Here is a 21,298-nt window from a genome sequence, read left to right as displayed (position 1 = left end):
CCCCTGAGCCCACGGGGGTCCTCCCCCGGCCCCGTCGTCAGTCCCGGTTGCGCTCGTGCCACACCACGACGCTGGTGTGCCTGATCGGCACCAGGTCGGAGCCGGGAGTGCCGCCCGGGTCCCCGTGCCGCCGCTGCTGCGCGAGGCGCGCCGCGACGGACCGGGTCGATTCGAGTTCGTTGGCGAGCTCCTCCAGGGCGCGGTGCGCCTTGGCGAGCTCCTCGCGGAGCCGCACGTTGTCGCGTTGCAGCTCCAGGATGTGCTTGATGCCCGACAGGTTGATGCCCTCCTCCTGCGAGAGCCGCTGGATCTCGCGGAGCATCACGATGTCGCGCATCGAGTAGCGGCGGCCGCGGCCCGCCGTCCGCCCGGGGGAGACGAGCCCCATCCGGTCGTAGGTGCGCAGCGTCTGCGGATGCAGGCCGGACAGCTGCGCCGCCACCGAGATCACATAGACCGGAGTGTCGTCACCAAAGGGATCAGCGTTCATGGCCTCGCCTCCGCTCGGCGGCGACGGTCGCTTTATGCGACGGCGTGTTCGCCCCGACCAACCAACCCCGCCGACCTCCTCGGCCTCGTCGCGTGCTCACTCCTTCGTCGCTCCGCGCGCTCCTCAGTCCAGCCGCCGCGCGCCCGATCGCACTGATCACGAGTCACTCCTGCTTGGCCTGGGCGAGGAGGTCGCCGCGGAGGTCGTCGCCGGCGCCGGTGTCGCGCAGGCGTGTCAGGGCCTCGCGGGTCTGGTCGTCGAGCTTCTGCGGCACCTGGACGTCCACGGTGACCAGCAGGTCGCCCTTGGTGCCGTCGCGGCGGGTGGCGCCGCGGCCCTTCACGCGGAAGGTGCGGCCGTTCGGTGTGCCCTCCGGCAGGCGCAGCGTCACCGGCTGGCCCTGGAAGGTGGGCACCCTGATCTCGGCGCCGAGCGCGGCCTCCGGGAACGTCACCGGGACGGTCAGCGTCAGGTTGTCGCCGGATCGGCCGAACACCCGGTGCGGCTGGACCTTGATGAACACGTACAGGTCGCCGTGCGGGCCGCCGTTCTCGCCCGGCGCGCCCTTGCCCTTGAGCCTGATCTTCTGCCCGTCCGCGACGCCCGCCGGGATGCGGGCCTGGATCGTCCGGGTCCCGGTCGCGCGGCCGCTGCCGTGGCACGTCGGGCACGGGTCGTCCACGACGAGGCCCCGGCCGTGGCACTCCTTGCACGGTTCCTGGAAACCGAAGCTGCCGAGGTTGCGGGTCTCGTGCCCGGTGCCCTCGCAGTTCGGGCACACCCGCGGGACGGTGCCGGCCTTCGCGCCGGTGCCCCGGCAGCCCGGGCACGCCGCCTCGCTGGTCAGCTTGATCGGGACGGTCACGCCGTTCATCGCGCGGCCGAACGACAGCGTCACCTCGGTCTCGACGTCCGCGCCGCGCCTGGCCCGGCGCGTCCCGGTGGTGCGGGTGCCCCCGCCCCGGTTGAACAGCCCGCCGAACAGGTCGCCGATGCGGTCGCCGGCGCCGCCGCCCTGCGTGCCGCCGCCCTGCTGCCCGAAGAGGTCCCCCAGGTCGAAGGGGAAGCCGCCGCCCTGCTGGCCGCGGAAGCCGCCCGGCATGGACCGCACCGCGTCGTACTCCTTGCGGCGCTTGTCGTCCGACAGGACGTCGTACGCCTCGGAGACCTCCTTGAAGCGGTCCTCGGCCTCGGCGTCCCCCTTGTTGGCGTCCGGATGGTACTTGCGGGCCAGCTTCCGGTACGACTTCTTGATCTCCTCCTGCGTGGCCGTCTTCGAGACACCGAGGACCTTGTAGTAGTCCTTCTCCAGGTAGTCCTTGGTGCTCACGGCGCCCCGCTCTCTGCTATCGCCACTTGCTTCGGGTCGTTCATGGCCCGTGCGGGTCCGTCCCGGCCCTGCTGCCGGGACGGACCCACCGGGTGTGGATCACTCGCCGTCGTCGCCGGTCTCGGCGTCGCCGGCGTTCGGGTCGGGCTCGGCCACCGCCACGCGGGCGGGCCGCAGGACCCGCTCGCCGATGCGGTACCCGGGCTGGAGGACGTCCATGACGCTCGTCTCCGCCACTTCGGACGAATAGGCGTGCATGAGCGCCTCGTGCACGGTCGGGTCGAAGGGCTCGCCCTTCGCGCCGTACCGTTCCAGGCCGAGCTTGCCGGTGACCGCCTCCAGGGCCTCGCCGACGGACTTGAACCCGCCGGTCAGCTCCTCGTGGTCACGGGCCCGCCCGATGTCGTCCAGGACCGGGAACAGCTCCTGGAGCACCTGCCCGAGGGCCTGCTCGCGGACCGCGACCCGGTCGCGCTCGACGCGCTTGCGGTAGTTGTCGTACTCCGCCTTCAGGCGCTGGAGGTCGGCGAGGCGCTCGGCGAGCTGGTTCTTGAGCGAGGCGACCTCCTCGTCCACGCCGTTGGCGCCCCCGCCGGCCGGGGCCTCCGGGGCCGGCTTGTCCGCCGGCCCGCCGGACCCACCGGTCGCACCGGTGTCCCGGACTTGCCCAGTCTTCGGGTCGATGCGCCGCCTGTCGCGGATCACCGGGCCCTCCCGCTCCTCGCCCTCGTTGGGGGAGGTCGTCACGAGGCATCACCCTTCGGCTTGTCCTCGTCCACGATCTCCGCGTCGACGACCTCGTCGTCATCGCCGCCCTGCGCGTCCGCCGTCGGGCCGGGGTCGGTGCCGCCGGCCTGGGCGCCCTCGGGGTTCTGCGCGTACATCGCGGCGCCCATCTTCTGGCTGACCTGCGCGAGCTTCTCGGCGCTGCCCTTGATGGCGTCGACGTCGGTGCCCTCCAGGGCCTTCTTCACCTCGGCGACCGCGTCGCCCACCTCGGTCTTGAGCTCGGCGGGGACCTTCTCGTCGTTCTCCCGCAGGAACTTCTCGGTCGAGTAGGCGAGGGTGTCGGCCTGGTTGCGGACCTCGGCCTCCTCCTTGCGCTTGCGGTCCTCCTCGGCGTACTCCTCGGCCTCGCGCATCATCTTCTCGATGTCGTCCTTGGGCAGCGCGCTGCCGCCGGTGATGACCATCGACTGCTCGCGGCCGGTGCCCTGGTCCTTGGCGCTGACGTTGACGATGCCGTTGGCGTCGATGTCGAAGGTGACCTCGATCTGCGGGACGCCGCGCGGCGCCGGCGGCAGGCCGGTCAGCTGGAAGGTGCCGAGCTTCTTGTTGTAGGCCGCGATCTCGCGCTCGCCCTGGTAGACCTGGATCTCCACGGACGGCTGGTTGTCGTCGGCGGTGGTGAACGTCTCCGACCGCTTGGTCGGGATCGTGGTGTTCCGCTCGATGATCTTGGTGAAGATGCCGCCCTTGGTCTCGATGCCCAGGCTCAGCGGCGTCACGTCCAGCAGCAGGACGTCCTTGACCTCGCCCTTGAGCACGCCTGCCTGGAGGCTGGCGCCGATCGCGACGACCTCGTCGGGGTTGACGCCCTTGTTCGGCTCCTTGCCGCCGGTCAGCTCCTTGACCAGCTCCGACACCGCGGGCATGCGGGTCGAGCCGCCGACCATAACGACCTGGTCGATCTCGCCGACCGTGATGCCCGCGTCCTTCAGCACCGAGTTGAACGGCGCCTTGGTGCGGTCGAGCAGGTCGGAGGTCATCCGCTGGAACTCGGCCCGGGTGAGCTTCTCGTCCAGGTGCAGCGGGCCCTCGGCGGACGCGGTGATGTAGGGCAGGTTGATCTGCGTCTCGGACGAGCCGGACAGCTCGATCTTGGCCTTCTCCCCGGCCTCGCGGAGCCGCTGCAGCGCCATCTTGTCCTTGGACAGGTCGACGCCGTTGGCGTTCTTGAACTTCTCGACCAGCCAGTCGACGATCTTCTGGTCCCAGTCGTCGCCGCCCAGGTGGTTGTCGCCGCTGGTGGCCTTGACCTCGACCACCCCGTCGCCCACCTCCAGCAGGGAGACGTCGAAGGTGCCGCCGCCGAGGTCGAAGACCAGGATGGTGGCCTCGTTCTCCTTCTCCAGGTGGTAGGCCAGCGCCGCCGAGGTCGGCTCGTTGATGATCCGCAGGACGTTCAGGCCCGCGATCTGGCCGGCCTCCTTGGTGGCCTGCCGCTGGTGGTCGGAGAAGTACGCCGGCACGGTGACGACCGCGTCGGTGACCGTCTCACCCAGGTAGGACTCGGCGTCCCGCTTCAGCTTCTGCAGCACGAACGCGCTGATCTGCTGCGGGGTGAAGTCCTTGCCGTCGATGGTGGTGTTCCAGTCGGTGCCCATCTCCCGCTTCACCGAACGGATCGTCCGGTCAACGTTGGTCACCGCCTGGCGCTTGGCCACCTCGCCGACCAGGACCTCGCCGTTCTTGGCGAAGGCGACGACGGACGGCGTGGTCCGCGACCCCTCCGCGTTCGCGATGACGGTGGGCTCGCCGCCCTCCAGAATCGCGACGACCGAGTTGGTCGTCCCGAGGTCGATGCCGACCGCACGTGCCATGTCTCTCGTCCTCCGTCGTTTGCGGTTATGCGTCCCGGTCGCGCCCCCCAGGGTGTGCGTCCGGTCAGGTCTCTGTCCGCAAGGGTGCCCGGCACGGTCTCACGTTGTCAAATGACTTGAGTCGACCAGGCTCAACTTTGCTGACGTTCTTAGTAACAGGACGATTGAGCGGGCTATTCCGGTTCCCGAAGCCGATCGAACGGTTCGGTGAGATCTTCGACACCTACGTCGCCGAGATCTTCTGATCCCTTCGATCCGGATCGCGCAGGCCCTCGCCCTCGCCGGGGCGGGGGGCCTGCCGGTTCAGGGCCTTCGCGCTTCGAGGCCGTCCAGGACGCAGGCGAGGCCGAAGGCGAAGTGGCCCTCCAGGAGGGCGTCAGTATCCTTCGCCCAGATCTCGCGGACGTGGGACGACAGCCGCGGACGGTGCTCGTCGAGCTCGGCGAGGTAGGGGCCGAGCGTCTCGATCCACTCTGCGGCGGTGGTGCCGCTCTGGTTCGTCGCCCAGCTTGCCTCGCTGCCGGCGGCGCCGATGACGTAGTCGACGACGAGGGACCAGGCGTACTCCAGGTCGAAGCCGGTGAAGCCCGCCTCGCCGAACGCGGCGAGCACCTCGTCCATGACACGTACGGCGTTGGGGCCGAGCAGCGGGCGGCTGCCGAAGAGCGTGACCGTCCACGGGTGCCGGTGGATCATCGTGCGGAGGCTGCGCGCATAGCCGGTGGCCGCGGCCCGCCAGCCGTCCGCGGGATCCGGGACGGTCACCTCGGCCATGACCCGGTCGAGGGCCAGCTCCAGCAGCTCGTCCTTGTTCGCGACGTGCCAGTAGACCGAGGTGGCGCCGGAGTTGAGCCGGGTGCCGAGCCGCCGCATGCTGAGGCCGTTCAGGCCCTCGGCGTCGAGGAGCTCCAGCGCGGCGTCGACGATCTGGTCGCGGGTGAGCGTCGGCTGCTCGCGCCGGGAGCGGGCCGGCCGCGTCCAGACGGACGTCGGGACCGGCGCCTTGCCCTCTGGGCCCTTCGGCATCGCAATGGCCTCCCTGGCTCGCGTTCCTCGTACATGGTATCGGGACTTGAACAGTGTGCGAGTTCACTCATACAGTGTGCGAGTCAACTTGAACGCTGTGCGAGAAGTGGAGCCCGACCGTGATCCCCTCCGATCCCGTCACCCCGCACCCGCGGCGCTGGCAGATCCTCGGCGTCCTCTGCCTGAGCCTCTTCGTGGTCGTGGTGGACAACACGATCCTCAACGTGGCGATCCCGTCCCTGCTGGAGGACCTGGACGCCACCACGTCCGACGTGCAGTGGGTGATCGACGCCTACTCGCTCGTCTTCGCCGGGCTGCTGCTCACCGCCGGGAGTCTCGGCGACCGGTACGGGCGCCGCCGCGCCATGCTGATCGGCTTCGCCCTGTTCGGCGCCGGGTCGCTGCTGGCGGCCTTCGCCGCGAACCCCGGCCAGCTCGTCGCCATGCGCGCGCTGATGGGCGTCGGCGGCGCGTTCCTCATGCCGGGAACGCTGTCGATCATGGCGCAGGTGTTCGGGCCGGACGAGCGCGCCAAGGCGTTCTCGATCTGGGGCGCGACGTCCATGGTCGCCATCGCCGCCGGGCCGACGCTGGGCGGGTTCCTGCTGGAGCACTTCTGGTGGGGCTCGGTGTTCCTGGTGAACGTGCCGATCACGGTCGTCGCCGTCGTCGGGCTGCTGGTCCTCGTCCCGGAGACGCGCGGGCCGCGCCGCCGTCCGGACGTGCTGGGGGCGGTGCTGTCCACGCTCGGCATGTCCGCGCTGGTGTGGTCGATCATCTCCGGGCCCGAGCACGGCTGGACAGGGGCTCGCACCCTTGGCGGGCTGGCCGTCTCCGTGGCCGCGCTGGCCGCGTTCGTCTTGTGGCAACACCGCAACCCCGAGCCCATGCTCGACCTGGCGCTGCTGCGGCGGCGCGCCTTCTCCGGGGCGGCCCTCGTCATCGCGCTGGTCGGCTTCGCGCTCTCCGGGTCGCTGTTCGCGCTCACCCAGATGTTCCAGCTCGTCCTCGGCTACGGGCCGCTCAAGGCGGGACTGGCGATGCTGCCGGTGGCCGTCGCGGCCGGGATCGGCAACGGCCTCGGCGCCGCGCTGGAGGCCAGGGCCGGCGGCGGCCGGATCATCGCCGCCGGCTTCACGATCGCCGCGGCGGGCTTCGGCGTCCTCGGCCTGGTCGGGCCGGGCGACGGCTTCGGCCTGATCGGGATCGGGCTCGCCGTCCTGGGGTTCGGCGCCGGGCTCGGCGCGCCCGCCGCCTACAGCATGCTGATGGCCGCCGTCCCGCGCGAGGAGGCGGGCGTCGGCTCGGCGGTGAACGACGCGGGCCAGGAGCTCGGCAGCGCGCTCGGCGTCGCCGTCGTCGGCAGCATCATCTCCGGCGCCTACGCGCGGGCGCTCCCGGACGGTCTGCCCGCCGCCGCCCGGCACTCCCTCGGCGAGGCCCTTGCCCTCGGCGACCCCGGCCTTGCCCGCGAGGCGCGCGACGCGTTCGTCCACGCGCAGTCGGTGAGCGCGTTCACCGCGGGCGGGACGATGCTGGCCGCCGCCGTCTTCGCGGTCCTGATCCTGCGCGACACACGCCGTCCGGCCGCCGCGGACGCGGGCGCCGAGCGGGAGCCCGCGCGCAACGCGTGAAAGGAAACCGGGGGCGCGCCGGAGTATGGACGATGACCAACCCCCCGGAGGTGCTTCATGCCGGACCCCACGAAAGGCGCGGCCGAGTGACCGCTCCGCCCGACATCACCGCCGGACGGCGATCACCGGACGGCGGTGATCCACGGGCGGGCGACCCGGCCGCCGGTGCTCCGGAGGCCGGTGCTCCGGAGGCCGGCGACGACGCCGCCGTGCTCGCCGCGTCCGTCCGCGACGGCGACCGCTTCACCGCCGTCTACGACCGCCACTTCGACGGCGTCTACCGCTACGTCGCGGGACGCCTCGGCCCGCAGGCCGCCGATGACGTCGTCGCGGAGACGTTCCTCGCCGCGTTCCGCCGCCGCGCGACGTTCGACGCCGCGCGCGGGAGCGTCCGGCCCTGGCTGTTCGGCATCGCGACCAAGCTCGTCGCCGAGCACCGGCGCGCGGAGGCCCGCCGCTACCGGGCCCTCACCGCCGTCGGCGCCGAGCCCGCCGAAGGCGGCTACGAGGACCGCGTCCTGACCTCGGTGACCGCCGAAGGCATGCAGCCTCGGCTCGCCAAAGCGCTCGGCGCGCTCGCCCGCAAGGACCGCGACGTGGTGCTCCTGGTGGCGCTCGGCCAGCTCAGCCACCAGGAGGTCGCGCAGGCGCTGGCCATCCCGTACGGGACGGTCGGCTCCCGCCTCAACCGGGCCCGCAGGAAGCTGCGCGCCTCCCTCGGAACGGAAGGACCCTGACGATGGACGAGCTGCGGATGATCGCCACCATGCTGGACGAGCCGCCGACGCCGGAGGCGGCGGCGCGCGGGCGCGCGCGCCTGGAGCGGGGGATCCACGCACCGCAACGCCCGTCCCGCCGCCTCTCCCGGCCGCGCCTCCCGCTCCTCGCCGGACTCGGCGCCGCCACGACCGCCGCGGCCGTCACGGGCGCGGTCCTGCTGTCGTCCGGCACCTCGCCTCGGGCGCCCGATCCGGTGCGGGCCGAGCCGGTGTCGGCGCGGACGGTGCTGCTCACCGCCGCGCGGCAGGCCGAGGCGGAGGCGGCCCCCGCCACGGGCCGGTACTGGCACGTGCGGACACTGACCGCGATCCCCCGCAAGGTCGGACCGAAGGGCGACCAGTACTGGATGGACAAGCTGATGGTGAGCGAACACTGGGCCCGCCCGGACGGCCTCTCCTGGTTCGGCTACCGCGAGGTGGGCGCCCGTCCCCACACGGCTGAGGACAAGGTCAAGTGGGCGCGGGACGGATCGCCCACCAAGTGGACGGCCGGCACGCCGGAGCCCGGCGACGAGGACGGTCCCGCGATCCTGTACGGGACCCCGCGTCCCGGCCACGTGGGCAAGGTGCCCAATTCGCGGACCTTCACGGTCTGCGACAAGGAGCTGTCCTTGCGGCAGGTGCAGTCGCTGCCGACCGATCCGGTCGCGTTGCGGACCGCGGTCATGAGGGCGATGCGGACCAACGACGACGGCCCCGTTCCCGTTTCCGCGGAGACCAACTTCCTCCAGGGGTGCCTGGTGCAGCTGCTCGCCGAGGTGCCCGTACCTCCGAAGGTGCGCGGAGCCGCCTACCGGCTGCTGGCGGCCTGGACGGCCGTCAAGGTGACCGGCAGGACCGCCGACGAGCGGGGCCGCGCGGGGATCGGCCTCCTCCTGGGCGGCTCGTCCCCCCCGACCCGCCTGGTGATCGACCCGAAGAGCTCGCACGTCCTGTCGGAGTGGACAGAGCCGGCCGGTGACGCCTCGAAGCTGACGGGCAAGTCGCGCAAGAGGCTCTACTTGCAGGTCGGGTGGACCGACGCCAAGCCCGCGGTGCCCGCACTGCCCTGAGCCCGGACGTCCGGCCCGTCCGGCCCGTCCGGCTCGTCCGGCTCGTCCGGCCCGTGCGGCGCAGGTCTGTACGGGTCGGACGCGTCGGTGCCTACGCCGACAGGTCGGAGGGGGCGGTGCCGGTCTCGGTGAGCGATAGGCCGAGCGCCGCCCTTTCCGTCAGCCAGGTGCTCGGACGGTAGCGCGGGTCGCCGGTGGAGGCGTTCAGCCCGCGCAGGATGTCCAGGACGCGGCCGGCACCCGCGTTGTCGCCCCACTCCAGCGGGCCACGCGGGTAGCCGAGGCCGAGCCGGACGCCGGTGTCGATGTCGGCGGGCCGGGCGAGGCGCTGCTCGGCGATACCGCAGCCGACGTTCACGATCGACGCGAGGAGGCGCTGCGCGACGGGAGCGGGCGCGTCCCGGACGACGGTCACGGGCCGTCCTGTCGCGATGAGGCCTGCGAGCGCCGCGCGACCCGTCTCCCTGTCCACGCCTGGGTGCACGACAAGGGTGAGCCGGGTGAAGAACCCGCCGAACGGGTCGACGCCCAAGGTGCGCTCGGCGGGAAACTCCTCGGCCTGGACGATGTCCACGACGCTCCGTCCGAACGGCGCGACGAGCACGATCGCCTGGTCGGACGGCCGTTCGCCGGACTCCACGTCCACGCCCGCCTCGGAGAGAAGCGCGCCCAGCCCCTCCCGGACGCCCGTCTCCTGGCCGTGAACCCACACCGGACGCGGTTCCACGGTCGGAGCGGTGACCTCCGGAGGCTCCTGCTTGGCGCCGTCCTTGTACGTGTAAAAACCCTCGCCGGTCTTACGGCCGAGCAGCCCCGCCTCCAGCCGTGCCCGCGTGATCCTGGACGGGCGGAACCGCGGCTCGGTGTAGAAGCCCGTCCAGATGCTCTCCATCACCGGGTGAGACACGTCCAGCCCGGTCAGGTCGAGAAGCTCGCACGGCCCCATCTTCAGGCCGAGGACGTCGCGCGCGATGCGGTCGATGTCCACCGGCTCGGCGGCGCCCTCCGACAGGATCTGCATGGCCTCGGTGACAAGGCCGCGCCCAGCGTGGTTGACGAGGAAGCCCGGCGCGTCCGGTGCGCGCACGGGTTCGTGGCCGAGGCGCCGGACGAGATCGGACAGCGCGTCCGGGACCCACCCGGCCGTCCGCGCGCCGGGGATCACCTCGACCAGCCGCATCAGCGGCACCGGGTTGAAGAAGTGCAGGCCCACGAGCCGGCCCGGGTCGGCCAGCGCCGCGCCGATCGCCGTCACCGGCAGCGAACTGGTGTTGGTCGCCAGCAGCGTGTGCTCCGGCACGACCTTCTCCAGCGCCGCGAACAGCTCCCGCTTGGTCTCCAGGTCCTCCCGGACGGCCTCGATCACGAGATCGCAGTCCTGGAACGGCGTCAGCGGCTCGCCGACCGGACGCAGCCGCGCCTTGGCCGCGGCGGCCTCGTCCCCGGTCATCCGGCCCTTGGCCGCGAGCCGGTCGAACATCCCGCCGACGTACTCGACCGCGCCGACCACGGCGTCCATCCGCGCGTCGGCCAGCTCCACGGTCAGCCCGCCCGCCGCCGCGAACTGCGCGATCCCGCGCCCCATCGCCCCGGTGCCGATCACCCGGACCGTCGTCGCCCGCTCCGCCCACTGCTCCATCGCCGTCTCCTCGCTCGCCCGTGCCCGTCCCCCCGCATTCAACCCTCCGCTGGACGGAAGGCCGGTGACCGGCCTCCACAAGCGGCGTCGTAGCCTTCGGAGTGCCCCACCTGATCGACCTGAGGAGCCCACCATGCGCGACGCGGTGATCTGCGAGCCGCTGCGTACCCCGATCGGCCGGTTCGGCGGAGTGTTCCAGTCCGTCACGCCCACCGAGCTGGCCGCCACCGTCATCAAGGCACTGGTGGAGCGCACCGGCCTGCCCGGCGACGCGATCGACGAGGTCATCCTCGGCAACTGCAACCCCAACGCCGACGCTCCCGCGATCGGACGCGTCGCCGCGCTCGACGCCGGGCTGCCCGTCGAGGTCGGCGGCACCCAGGTCGACCGGCGATGCGGTTCCGGCCTCCAGGCCGTCCTGAACGCGGCCATGCAGATCCAGACCGGCGTCAGCGACGTGGTCATCGCGGGCGGCACGGAGAGCATGAGCAACGCGCCCTTCTACACGACCGAGGCGCGCTGGGGCATCCGCGGGCCCGGGCTGGAGCTGCGCGACGCGCTCGCCCGGGGCCGCGTCACCGCCGGCGGCGCCAACTTCCCCGTTCCGGGCGGGATGCTGGAGACCGCCGAGAACCTGCGGCGCGAGTACGGCATCGGCCGCGAGGAGCAGGACGAGCTGTCCGTCCGCTCCCACCAGCGCGCCGTCGCGGCCCAGCGGTCCGGTGTCTTCGCCGAGGAGATCGTCCCGGTGACCGTCCGGTCGCGGAAGGGCGACACGGTCGTGGACACCGACGAGCACCCGCGTCCCGACACCTCCGTCGAGGGGCTGGCGAAGCTCCGCCCGATCCTCGGCAAGAGCGACGACCAGGCCACCGTCACCGCCGGGAACGCCAGCGGCCAGAACGACGCGGCCGCCGCCTGCGTCGTCACGACCCCCGAGCGCGCCGCCGAGCTGGGCCTGCGCCCCCTCGTCCGCCTCGTGTCGTGGGCCCGTGCGGGCGTCCCGCCGCGCACCATGGGCATCGGCCCCGTCCCCGCCACCGCGCGGGCGCTGGACGCGGCCGGGCTCGCCCTCGCCGACCTCGGCCTGATCGAGCTGAACGAGGCGTTCGCCGCGCAGGTCCTCGCCGTCTCCCGCGAATGGGGCCTCAAGGACGCCGACTGGGACCGGGTCAACGTCCACGGCTCCGGTATCTCCCTCGGCCACCCCGTCGGCGCCACCGGCGCGCGGATCCTCGCGACGCTGGCCCGCGAGATGCAGCGCCGCGACGTCCGCTACGGCCTGGAGACCATGTGCATCGGCGGCGGCCAGGGCCTCGCCGCCGTCTTCGAGAAGATCTGACGACTACCGGGGCGGGGTCCAGGACGGGTCCCGCCCGGTGAGGGCGACCAGGCGGTCGAGCGGCGCGGCGGCGTCCGGCACCTCGCGCGCGGGGCCGAAGGGGCCGTCGGAGCCGCCGTCACCGTCCTGTGCCGCCTGCTCGACGAACGACAGGCAGGCGTCGAGCTCGGCCTGGCCGCAGTCGTAGGGCTGCCCGGTGGCCCGCGCGAGGTCCCAGCCGTGGACGACGAGCTCGTTCAGCGCGACCAGCCCCGCGACCCCGCCCGGCAGCGGGACGCCGCCGGCCTCCGTCATGCCCTGCCAGGCGTCCGGGACGCGCCAGGCCGCGGCGAGAGCGTCGAGGCGCTCGGTGAAGCGGGCACGCCAGTCGGGCTCCAGGCGCGAGGCGTCGCCGGACGGCCCGCCCCGCGATCCGTCCGGCCACTTCTTCTCGGCGGCCCACGTGAACGCCAGCGTCAGGCCGCCCACGTGATCGGCGAGATCGCCGACGGTGTAGTCCTCGCACGGCGTGGGGGCGGCGAGATCGGAGTCGCGCACGCCGGCGAGCACTCCGGACAGCCGCCGGACGGCGGGGACGAGGTCGGGGGTCGAGGTCATCGCTGGCTCCTTCGAGATGCGGGTCCTTGCTGGTGCAGACTCCGGGACCGCCCGATACTCATCGGTGCCGCGAATCTCGCATAAGCTACTACCGAGTAGTATTCGGGCCCCGGATGAAGCGCAGTCTGTCGCGAGCCCTACGCTGACTGCCATCGCCGTACCCCAGGAGGACGGAACAGTGTTCTGGATCACGTTGGTCATTGGGCTCGCCGGAACGGCGGTCACGCTGGCGCTCGCCGGACGGCGGGTGATGTTCCTGTACGCGATCGCCCGGAGCGGGCAGCCCGATCCCGAGCGGGTGCTCCAGGTCAAGCGGGACAAGAAGGGCGACGTCGAGGGCCAGGTCACCGAGGTCCTGGGCCAGCGCAAACTGCTGAAGTGGTCGGTGGCCGGGGCCGCGCACGCGGCGGTCATGTGGGCGTTCTTCCTGCTGGCCACCGTGTACCTGGAGGCCGCGGTCGCGCTGCTGTTCGGGCTGGACAAGCACATCCCCGGGCTGCAGACCTGGGCGCCGATCGGGTTCGTCCAGGACACCATCGCCCTGGCCTGCGCCCTCGGCCTGGCCGTGTTCACCGCGATCCGGATCAAGAACTCCCCCAAGCGGATCGGCCGCAAGTCCCGGTTCAAGGGCTCGCACCTGTCCGGCGCCTGGATCACGCTGTTCATGATCTTCAACGTGATCTGGACGATGTTCTTCTTCCGCGGCCTCGAACGGGCGTCGGGCAACCTCGACTACGGCAAGGGCGCCTACTTCTCCTACGCGGTCGGCCACCTGTTCGACGGGCTGTCCCACGACACCCTGGAAGTGCTGGAGTCGGTCGGCCTGCTGGCCCACATCGCGGTCGCGCTGATCTTCCTGGTGTTCGTCGTCCACTCCAAGCACCTGCACATCTTCCTCGCGCCCCTGAACGTGATGTTCAAGCGCCGCCCCGACGGGCTGGGCGCGGTGCAGCCGATGATGTCGGACGGCAAGCCGCTGGACTTCGAGGAGGCCGACCCGGACGAGGACGTCTTCGGCCGCGGAAAGATCGAGGACTTCACCTGGAAGGGCTTCCTGGACATGGCGACCTGCACCGAGTGCGGTCGCTGCCAGTCCCAGTGCCCGGCCTGGAACACCGGCAAGCCGCTGTCGCCGAAGATGGTGATCCTGGAACTGCGCGACCACGCCCTGGCGAAGGCCCCCTACTTCACCGCGTCGGAGGAGCAGCGGGAGAAGTTCACCGACGAGCAGAAGGCCGCCATGCAGGTGGACCGCGCGCTGGTCGCCGACGACGGCGTCATCCACCCCGACGTGCTGTGGTCGTGCACCAACTGCGGCGCCTGCGTGGAGCAGTGCCCGGTCGACATCGAGCACATCGACCACATCCTGGACATGCGCCGCTTCCAGGTCATGATCGAGTCGTCGTTCCCGTCCGAGGCCGGGGTGATGCTGAAGAACCTGGAGAACAAGGGCAACCCGTGGGGGATGTCGGAGACCAAGCGCCTGGACTGGATCTCCGAGCTGGACTTCGAGGTCGAGGTCGTCGACGACAAGCTCTCCGAGGACACCGAGTACCTGTTCTGGGTCGGCTGCGCCGGTGCCCTGGAGGACCGCGCCAAGAAGACCACCAAGGCCGTCGCCGAACTTCTGCACATCGCGGGCGTGAAGTTCGCCGTCCTCGGCCCGATGGAGGCGTGCACCGGTGACCCGGCCCGCCGCCTGGGCATGGAGTTCGTCTTCCAGATGCTCGTCCAGCAGAACGTCGAGACCCTCAACGACGCGGGCGCCAAGAAGATCGTCGCGACCTGCCCGCACTGCTTCAACACCCTGGCCAACGAGTATCCCCAGCTCGGCGGGACCTACGAGGTCGTCCACCACACCCAGCTCCTGGCCCACCTGGTGGAGGAGGGCAGGCTGACCCCGGTCGCGCCGATCGAGGAGAACATCACCTACCACGACCCCTGCTTCCTGGGCCGCCACAACAAGGTCTACAAGCAGCCCCGCGACATCATGGCCACCGTCCCGGGCGTCAAGACCAAGGAGATGCACCGGCACAAGGACCGCGGGTTCTGCTGCGGCGCGGGCGGCGCCCGGATGTGGATGGAAGAGCGCATCGGCAAGCGCATCAACACCGAACGCGTGGACGAGGCGCTGGCCACCGATCCCGACACCGTCTCCACCGCCTGCCCGTTCTGCCTGGTCATGCTCGGCGACGCCATCAACGAGAAGAAGAACGAAGGCGCCGCCAAGGAGACCCTGGAAGTCGTCGACGTCTCCCAGCTCCTGATCCGCTCCATCAAGGGCGAAGGCACCGCACCGGCCAAGGAGCCGGTCGCCGCCGAGTAGACGTCCGTCCCGGCCCCGGTTCCCCGCTCCCGGCGGGGGCCGGGGCCGCGCGTTTTGCCCAGGACCGTCCCGGGTCAAGCGTTTTGTAGAGGATCATGGGCGCCGGGGGAGGCGGCCCCACCCCACCTGCTGGTATGACCATGGGATGGCCGTGCTCGTGTCCGTCCTCGCCTTCCTGATGACCCTGGCCGGTGGGCTGGCCGCGATGCGGGTCCGCGACCACCGGCACCTCGTCCTCGGGCTGGCGGGCGGGCTGATGCTGGGCGTCGTCGCGTTCGACCTGATCCCCGAGTCGCTGGAGATGTCCGGCGGACGGCCGCTCGGCGTCCCCGGACCCATGATCGGATTCGCGTGCGGCTTCGTCCTGCTGCACGTGGTGGAGCAGAGCGTGGCGATCCACCGGGCCCACGAGGACGAGTACGCGCCGCACGTCCACGCCCACGGCCCGTCCGCCGGCCACGCCCACGGCGGGACCGGCCCGCAGGGACGCGTCGGGCTGCTCGCCGCCTGCGCGCTCGTCGGCCACAGCCTCGTGGACGGCCTCAGCATCGGCCTCGGCTTCCAGTCCGGGACGGAGGTCGGGGTGTTCGTCGCGCTGGCCGTGATCACGCACGACTTCGCGGACGGGTTCAACACCTTCACCGCCGCCTCGCTGGGCGGCGGCGACCGGCGTCCCGCCCTGGTCCTGCTGTTCGCCGACGCCGTCGCCCCGATCGCCGGGGCCGCGCTCACCCTGCTGATCAACGTCCCGGAGTCGCTTCTGGGGCCCTACCTCGGCCTCTTCGCCGGGGTCCTGCTCTACCTCGCCGCCGCCGAGATCCTCCCCGAGGCGCACAGCGGGCACCCGCGCGTGATGACGCTGGCCGCGACCGGGTTCGGGCTGCTCGTGGTGATGGTCAGCGTCGGCCTCGCGGAATGAAGCAGGGCCGCCCGGACACCCGGACGGCCCCATATCGGAACGTTCCGAATAAAGCTCAGCCCGTCATGGACTGCGCGAACCCCGCGTTCGTCTTCAACCACTCGGCGACCGCCTGGTCGGGCTGCCCCTTGTACTTGTTCTCGATCAGGTCCTCCAGCGTGCCCAGCTGCTTGTCGTCCATCCTGAACTTCTTCAGCCAGCCCGCGACCTCCGGCTGGTCCTTGGTGAAGTCCTTGCGGGCGACGGTGTTGATGCCGTCCGGCTGGCCCATCGCGACCTTCGGGTCCTGGAGGTCGCGGATGGGGAACTTCGTGTACGCCCAGTGCGGGCGCCACAGCGTGACGACGATGTCCTTCTTCGCGTCCGTGGCCTTCTTCAGCTCGGTGAGCATGGCCGCCGTGGACGACGTCGTCACCTTGTACTCGTCCTTCAACCCGTACGCGGGCAGCATCTTCTCCTGCGACACCCGGTACAGGCCCGAGCTCTTCTCGATGCCGACGATCTTGCCGCCGTACTGGCCGCCCTTGCCCTTGAGGTCGGCGAGCGACTTCAGCGGCGAGTAGTTCGGCACCGCGATCGTCAGCGGCGCCTTGTCGTACCAGACGCCGACCTTCTCCAGCTTCTTGCCGTACTGCTTCCAGTAGTCCTCGTGGGTGCCCGGCAGCCAGGAGTCGATGAACAGGTCCACGTCGCCCTTCGCCATGCCGGTGTAGAGCGGCCCGGTGTCGAGGGACTTGACGTCGACCTTGTAGCCCTTGTCGGTCAGGAGCTTCTTCCAGAGCGCCGTCGCGGCCTCTCCCTCGGCCCATCCGGAGACCACGCCGATGGTGAGGTTCTTGTCGTCCTTCTTCTTGGAACCGTCGCACGCCGCGACGCCCAACCCCAGCGACAGCGTCACCGCCGCGATCGTCAAACCCTTGAACTTGAGGGCCATGCCCGTCCTTTCGTCGTCCTGCAAAAGAGGTCAGATGATGTTCGCCATGGCGCGCGACACGGTCGTGCGGTCGCCCAGCGCCCCGGTGATCCGGTCGAGGAAGATCGCCAGGACGACGACGGCGACGCCGCCCTCGAAACCCTTGGCGACGTCCACCCGGTTGATGCCCTCCAGCACCTCGCCGCCGAGGCCGCCCGCGCCGACCATGCCCGCGATCACGACCATCGACAGCGACAGCATGATCAGCTGGTTGACGCCGGCCATGATCGACGGCATCGCCAGCGGGATCTGGATCCGGGTCAGGATCCGGTTCGGCGGCGTGCCGAACGCCTCGCCCGCCTCGACCATCTCCGGATCCACACCGCGGATCCCGAGCTCGGTCAGCCGCACCCCCGGCGGCAGCGAGAAGATCACCGTCGCGACCACGCCCGGCACCACGCCGATGCTGAAGAAGAAGATCGCGGGGATCAGGTACACGAACGCCGGCATCGTCTGCATCAGGTCCAGCACCGGCCGGGTGACCCGGCTCACCAGGTCGCTGCGCGCCGCCGCGATACCGACCGGAATCGATATCACCACCGACACCACCGCGGACACCAGCACCAGGGCCAGCGAGTCCATCGCCGGCTCCCACAGCTCCATGCTCTCGATCAGGCCGAAGCCGAGGAGCGTGAACACCCCGAGCTTCCAGCCCCTCAGGAACAGGGCGAGCAACGCCAGCACCAGCGTCAGCACCAGCGGCGGCAGGACGTTCAGCACGTCCGTCAAACCGTTGACGGTCGACTCGATCGCCGAGCCGATCCCGTCGAAAAGCCACCCGAGATTATCGGTGCACCAGGTGACCAGGTCGTCGAACCCATCGCCCACCGGCACCCGGGGCAGGTCGCTCGCGAGCACGCGATCAGTCATCGCTCCCGCCCTCCTTCGTCAGTGCCAGCTCCGGTTCGAGCACCTCTTCGACATGCGTGTTGATGGCCCCGAGCGCCGCGAGCAGCGTCACCCGCGGGATCACGCCCAGCAGCGTCCCCGCCTCGTCCGCCACGGGCACCGGAAGGTCGCTCTCGGCGCACCGGGCGAACAGCTCGGCCACGGGGGTGTCCGGCGCCACCGGCTCCAGGTCCTCGGGGTCCAGCAGCCCGTCCAGCGTCTGCACGCCGTCCCGCACCGCGTCCGCGATCGTCGTGGCCGTGACCTTCCCGACCAGCCTCCGGTCCCGCCCGACCACGAACGCCGCCGACGTCTGGTGCTCGCGCATCGTGCGCAGCGCCGTCCGCGGCCCCGTGTTCGCCGGCACCGTGACCAGCGGCTTCTCCATCACGGAGCTGGCCGTCAGCACCCTGGTACGGTCCACATCCGCGACGAACTGGGCGACATAGTCGTTCGCCGGGTCCGTCAGGATCTCCTCGGCCGTACCGATCTGCACGATCCTTCCCTCGCGCATCACCGCGATGCGGTCGCCGATCCGCATGGCCTCGTTCAGGTCATGCGTGATGAAGACGATCGTCTTCCCGAACCGCCCCTGAAGATCCAGCAGCAGATCCTGCACCTCCCGCCGGATCAGCGGGTCCAGGGCGCTGAACGCCTCGTCCATCAAGATGATGTCGGTGCCCGCCACCAGAGCCCTCGCGAGCCCGACCCGCTGCTTCATCCCGCCGGAAAGCTGACCGGGAAGCTTGTCCTCCAACCCGCTCAGCCCCACGAGCCCCAGGAACTCCCGGGCCTTGCCCTCGCGTTCCTCCTTCGGAACGCCGCGCACCTCCAACCCGTAGGCGGCGTTCGCCAGCACCGTCCGGTGCGGGAAGAGCGCGAAATGCTGGAAGACCATGCTGACCTTGTTCTGCCGCAACGCCCGCAGCTCCTTGGCCGCCAGCTTCGCGATGTCCTGTCCGTCGATCTCCACGGTCCCCGACGTGGCCTCCAGCAGGCCGTTCAGCATCCGGATCAGGGTCGACTTGCCCGACCCCGACAGGCCCATGACCACGAAGATCTCGCCCTGCCGGACCTCGAACGTGGCGTCCACGACGGCGGGGGTGACGCCCAGCGCCCGGATCTCCTCAGGATCCGCCCCCGCCCCAAGTTTTCGCTGTGCCTCCCCGGCCCGACGACCGAAGAGCTTGGTAACGCTTTCCGCGCGCAGTATGGACACGATCTCCTTTCGTGTTCCCACGGCAGGCGCGGAAACGTGTCGCGTACAGGAAGGCGCCCGGACGCGACGCAACTAACGAAAAGAACGTGTCAACCGGACGCCGAGGGCGTGCGTCGATCGAAACTACCCGTCCCGAGAAGATGTTTCATCTTTTGGTGATCTGCGTCACCCCGTCAGACCCTCGTCCGATGGAAGTTCAGGTACGACCGCGAAGGCGTCGGCCCCCGCTGATCCTGGTACCGCGACCCGTACTTCTCCGACCCGTACGGGTACTCCGCCGGCGAGCTCGTCCTGAACAGGCACATCTGCCCGATCTTCATCCCCGGCCACAACTTGATCGGCAGCGTCGCCACGTTCGACAGCTCCAGCGTCACATGCCCGCCGAACCCCGGATCGATCCACCCCGCCGTCGAATGCGTCAGCAGCCCCAGCCGCCCCAGACTCGACTTCCCCTCCAGCCGCGCCGCCAGATCGTCCGGCAGCCCGAACACCTCATACGTCGACGCGAGCACGAACTCCCCCGGATGCAGCACGAACGCCTCGTCCGCGTCCACCTCCACCAGCCGCGTCAGATCGCTCTGCTCCACAGCGGGATCGATGTGCGGATACTTGTGGTTCTCGAACACCCGGAAGTACCGGTCCAGCCTCACATCCACACTGGACGGCTGGACCATGCCCGGCTCATACGGGTCGATCTTCACCCGTCCAGACTCGAGCTCGGACCTGATGTCGCGATCGGAGAGCAGCACGCCAGAAAAGCTACCGGCCCCGCGCACCCACCCGCGCACCGCCACACCCCCACCGACTTTCCGGTACGATGTCCGAGCGGCGGCCCCCACCGCCACCACGCGGGTGTAGTTCAATGGTAGAACTTCAGCTTCCCAAGCTGACAGCGCGGGTTCGATTCCCGTCACCCGCTCCCGCACAAAGGCCCAGGTCAGGATGTAGATCCCAACCTGGGCCTTGATCCTTCCGGAGCCCTACGCGGGCCCGCGTGCCATTAATGTGCCATTAGGCCACCGGAACCAGAACGCCCCCCGTTCCCTCGTCATCGTCGTCTCCGTCCTGGTCGTGCTCGGCCCGGACGAGCGCATCAAGGCCGTCCGCGATGGCGCGAACACCCTTGGCCGACCTGTGCTGGTAGCGCAGTGCGGCCCGCTCGTTGTCGTGCCCCATGCGCGCCATCAGGTTCCGCAGCGAGACGCCCATGTCCGCGGCGAGGGTGTTGCCCGTGTGGCGAAGGTCGTGGAAATGCAGGGTCGGCGCGCCCAGCGCGCCGGCCACGTGGCTCCGCCGGGTGAGCTTGTTGAAGCCGCTTCGCCGCGGTGGCCTGCCCTTGATGTGCCTTGCTCATGCGGTTCTCCCGTGTGCGGTGCCTTGAGAAGGTTGGGGCGGGTCGAAGGACGGGAGGGACGTGCCGGCGAGTAGCCGGCACGCGCATAGTTGAGATGATCGCCGTCGCTCATCCGTCCCCGCTGACCTGTTGCTCAGAGTGCACGCGGCCGACCGTCACGGCTCAGGTCGGCGGGGGCGCTGAGGTCATCGCGCAGGACGGGTCGGGAAGTGCCTTGTGCGTCAGTCCGTGGCGCAATGTCAACAGGTGGGATGAGGCAGTGGGTCATGCTCCGGGGTGCGTCTAGGGGCAGTGAGGTTTGGTTCGAACAGATAGCGCGGGCTCGCTTGCGCTCAGCTCTGTGAGCTGGACAGACGCTCTGTCCGGGACGATATTGTCTCGCGTCGCCGGGCGCGGCCGCCTACGGTCAGCGTAGGCACCATGACCTTCACCAGTGGCTCGGGAGGCGTACCGGATGATCGGCAAAGAGGATCCCCGGCCGGGGTGGATCACCCGGCTCGTCGCGGAGTTGAGCACGTTGTTGGAGGAGCAAGTCGAGCTGGTGACTCCTATGGACGAGTGTTTGAACGACGAGGTACCGGGGTTCTGCTGCAGTATCCGTAGTTCGCCCCCACAAGGCAACGGCTTCCAGTTGTGCTGGGACGGAGTGCTGGGGATGGACTTCAGCGATGGGAAGCCTGACATCAGCGTTTCACTCTTCCTGTACAGCAGGAATCGGAGGCTCGGCCTGATGGACGATCGGGAAGGCAGCTTCTTGGAGATCGCCTACGAGGGTTCGCCGGAACATGGCGGGCGGTGGGGAAGTCCCGCATGGCTTCGGGACGGCTTTGGTGAGTTCCTCGGCTACGAGTCGTACGGCAGCGGCAGGTAAGTTAAGCGTGCGCGAAGCGGGAGCCTCGCGGCCCCTGTACCCCGCGTGCCAGAGGGCACGCCCGCGCGAACCCGTCTGTCACGTCGTCTCGCTGTACGCGCGGGAGCGCCCCCCGGGAGGGTGTGGGTGCTAGGCGGTGTCTGATAAATGATCGTGTTGCGGGTGCTGGTCCGGTTGGATGATCGTCTGTGGTGCGTGGTGGTGAGTTGACTGATCGGGCGTGGGCGCAGCTTGAGCCGTTGCTACCCGCTGCCGG

The 21,298-nt window shown here is 70.4% G+C and carries 18 protein-coding genes, 1 tRNA gene and 1 pseudogene; 8 read left to right on the top strand and 12 right to left on the bottom strand.

Going from position 1 to position 21,298, the window contains the following annotated elements; genetic code table 11:
• Window positions 1-37: 37 nt before the first annotated feature.
• From E1298_RS16165 to E1298_RS16145, 5 genes are all read right to left on the bottom strand, one after another.
• On the bottom strand, window positions 38-490 hold the full coding sequence (locus E1298_RS16165) for a heat shock protein transcriptional repressor HspR (RefSeq protein ID WP_131893981.1): 453 nt from the start codon (window positions 488-490) through the stop codon (window positions 38-40).
• Between the two features lie 163 nt (window positions 491-653).
• Window positions 654-1,820 carry a molecular chaperone DnaJ gene (gene dnaJ, locus E1298_RS16160; RefSeq protein ID WP_131893979.1) on the bottom strand — a complete coding sequence of 389 codons (1,167 nt, stop codon included), beginning with the start codon at window positions 1,818-1,820 and terminating at the stop codon, window positions 654-656.
• A gap of 99 nt (window positions 1,821-1,919) precedes the next feature.
• Entirely contained in the window at window positions 1,920-2,567 is a 648-nt protein-coding gene (gene grpE, locus E1298_RS16155) for a nucleotide exchange factor GrpE (protein WP_207944655.1), read from the bottom strand.
• Window positions 2,564-4,423 (bottom strand): molecular chaperone DnaK, encoded by a 1,860-nt coding sequence (dnaK, locus tag E1298_RS16150; protein ID WP_131893977.1) that lies wholly within the window; start codon window positions 4,421-4,423, stop codon window positions 2,564-2,566. Before dnaK ends, grpE begins: the two co-directional genes overlap by 4 nt.
• A 303-nt stretch (window positions 4,424-4,726) precedes the next feature.
• Entirely contained in the window at window positions 4,727-5,449 is a 723-nt protein-coding gene (locus tag E1298_RS16145; RefSeq protein ID WP_131893975.1) for a TetR/AcrR family transcriptional regulator, read from the bottom strand.
• Window positions 5,450-5,568: 119 nt separating this feature from the next.
• Here E1298_RS16145 and E1298_RS16140 point away from each other — a divergent pair, with 119 nt between their 5' ends.
• From E1298_RS16140 to E1298_RS16130, 3 genes are all read left to right on the top strand, one after another.
• Window positions 5,569-7,083, top strand: a complete 1,515-nt coding sequence (locus E1298_RS16140; RefSeq protein WP_207944654.1) for an MFS transporter — start codon at window positions 5,569-5,571, stop codon at window positions 7,081-7,083.
• Between the two features lie 86 nt (window positions 7,084-7,169).
• Window positions 7,170-7,820, top strand: coding sequence for an RNA polymerase sigma factor (locus tag E1298_RS16135; protein ID WP_243725615.1), 651 nt, complete (start codon window positions 7,170-7,172; stop codon window positions 7,818-7,820).
• Between the two features lie 2 nt (window positions 7,821-7,822).
• Window positions 7,823-8,914 (top strand): CU044_5270 family protein, encoded by a 1,092-nt coding sequence (locus E1298_RS16130; RefSeq protein WP_131893971.1) that lies wholly within the window; start codon window positions 7,823-7,825, stop codon window positions 8,912-8,914.
• A gap of 91 nt (window positions 8,915-9,005) precedes the next feature.
• Here E1298_RS16130 and E1298_RS16125 read toward each other — a convergent pair whose 3' ends face one another.
• Window positions 9,006-10,553, bottom strand: coding sequence for a 3-hydroxyacyl-CoA dehydrogenase (locus tag E1298_RS16125; RefSeq protein WP_131893969.1), 1,548 nt, complete (start codon window positions 10,551-10,553; stop codon window positions 9,006-9,008).
• Between the two features lie 133 nt (window positions 10,554-10,686).
• Between E1298_RS16125 and E1298_RS16120 the strand changes: the two genes are divergently transcribed.
• Window positions 10,687-11,895: an acetyl-CoA C-acetyltransferase gene (locus E1298_RS16120; protein WP_131893967.1), complete on the top strand. Its 1,209-nt coding sequence runs from the start codon at window positions 10,687-10,689 to the stop codon at window positions 11,893-11,895.
• A 3-nt stretch (window positions 11,896-11,898) separates the two neighbouring features.
• On the opposite strand, the gene E1298_RS16115 is transcribed toward E1298_RS16120, so the two are convergent.
• Window positions 11,899-12,492, bottom strand: coding sequence for a TIGR03086 family metal-binding protein (locus tag E1298_RS16115; RefSeq protein WP_131893965.1), 594 nt, complete (start codon window positions 12,490-12,492; stop codon window positions 11,899-11,901).
• Between the two features lie 178 nt (window positions 12,493-12,670).
• On the opposite strand from E1298_RS16115, the gene E1298_RS16110 reads away from it, so the two are divergent.
• Both E1298_RS16110 and E1298_RS16105 read left to right on the top strand, forming a co-directional pair.
• Window positions 12,671-14,818, top strand: coding sequence for a (Fe-S)-binding protein (locus tag E1298_RS16110; protein WP_243725614.1), 2,148 nt, complete (start codon window positions 12,671-12,673; stop codon window positions 14,816-14,818).
• 145 nt (window positions 14,819-14,963) lie between these two features.
• Window positions 14,964-15,737: a ZIP family metal transporter gene (locus E1298_RS16105; protein ID WP_131893963.1), complete on the top strand. Its 774-nt coding sequence runs from the start codon at window positions 14,964-14,966 to the stop codon at window positions 15,735-15,737.
• Window positions 15,738-15,792: 55 nt separating this feature from the next.
• On the opposite strand, the gene E1298_RS16100 is transcribed toward E1298_RS16105, so the two are convergent.
• The 4 genes and pseudogenes from E1298_RS16100 to dcd all read right to left on the bottom strand — a co-directional run bounded on the left by E1298_RS16100 (window position 15,793) and on the right by dcd (window position 19,566).
• Window positions 15,793-16,671, bottom strand: coding sequence for a glycine betaine ABC transporter substrate-binding protein (locus tag E1298_RS16100; RefSeq protein ID WP_131893961.1), 879 nt, complete (start codon window positions 16,669-16,671; stop codon window positions 15,793-15,795).
• A 30-nt stretch (window positions 16,672-16,701) separates the two neighbouring features.
• Window positions 16,702-17,409: pseudogene (locus E1298_RS16095) on the bottom strand (ABC transporter permease); the annotation flags it as partial.
• 163 nt (window positions 17,410-17,572) lie between these two features.
• Window positions 17,573-18,817, bottom strand: coding sequence for a quaternary amine ABC transporter ATP-binding protein (locus E1298_RS16090; protein ID WP_131893957.1), 1,245 nt, complete (start codon window positions 18,815-18,817; stop codon window positions 17,573-17,575).
• Between the two features lie 173 nt (window positions 18,818-18,990).
• Window positions 18,991-19,566, bottom strand: coding sequence for a dCTP deaminase (gene dcd, locus E1298_RS16085; RefSeq protein ID WP_165975484.1), 576 nt, complete (start codon window positions 19,564-19,566; stop codon window positions 18,991-18,993).
• A 99-nt stretch (window positions 19,567-19,665) separates the two neighbouring features.
• Between dcd and E1298_RS16080 the strand changes: the two genes are divergently transcribed.
• Window positions 19,666-19,736 (top strand) — tRNA-Gly (locus tag E1298_RS16080).
• A gap of 92 nt (window positions 19,737-19,828) precedes the next feature.
• On the opposite strand, the gene E1298_RS16075 is transcribed toward E1298_RS16080, so the two are convergent.
• Window positions 19,829-20,158 (bottom strand): tyrosine-type recombinase/integrase, encoded by a 330-nt coding sequence (locus E1298_RS16075; protein WP_131893955.1) that lies wholly within the window; start codon window positions 20,156-20,158, stop codon window positions 19,829-19,831.
• Between the two features lie 467 nt (window positions 20,159-20,625).
• Here E1298_RS16075 and E1298_RS16070 point away from each other — a divergent pair, with 467 nt between their 5' ends.
• Entirely contained in the window at window positions 20,626-21,042 is a 417-nt protein-coding gene (locus E1298_RS16070; protein WP_131893953.1) for a hypothetical protein, read from the top strand.
• Window positions 21,043-21,298 lie beyond the last annotated feature (256 nt).

Source organism: Actinomadura rubrisoli (genome assembly GCF_004349215.1).
In the GTDB taxonomy this organism is placed as follows: domain Bacteria; phylum Actinomycetota; class Actinomycetes; order Streptosporangiales; family Streptosporangiaceae; genus Spirillospora; species Spirillospora rubrisoli.
This window is presented reverse-complemented; position numbering and strand designations above follow the sequence as displayed.